General features: G+C 49.3%; 1 protein-coding gene. It reads left to right on the forward strand.

Annotated elements, in window-relative coordinates; translation table 11 throughout:
- The coding region (locus J9892_RS20450; protein ID WP_349237052.1) for a transposase at positions 1-298 on the forward strand (298 nt) is incomplete at both ends.

Consider the following 298-nt stretch of genomic DNA (forward strand, 5'->3'; position numbering starts at 1 on the left):
AGCCAAAGGAAGCTATCTGGTCAGAGGGAGTCAAAATCTCAATCCCAAAGTACAGGCAGCTTACCGACAGGACGGCAGGGAAATGCCCAAGTTACTCGGAAAAAAGCTCAAGGATATCGATCGGAGAAGCTGCAGAGCCGAGGTTCTGGATCTGGATGTGAGTTCGGGAAAGTATAAATATCGACTCATAAGACGTTGGTTTGCAGAGGAAAAACGGTTCTGTATATGGATGACCAATCTTCCGCGTGAGCGATGGCCAGCCGAGAAGGTGATGGCATTGTATCGTTGCCGTTGGCAG

The organism is Aeromonas sp. Prich7-2 (assembly GCF_017939255.1).
Taxonomy (GTDB): domain Bacteria; phylum Pseudomonadota; class Gammaproteobacteria; order Enterobacterales; family Aeromonadaceae; genus Aeromonas; species Aeromonas caviae.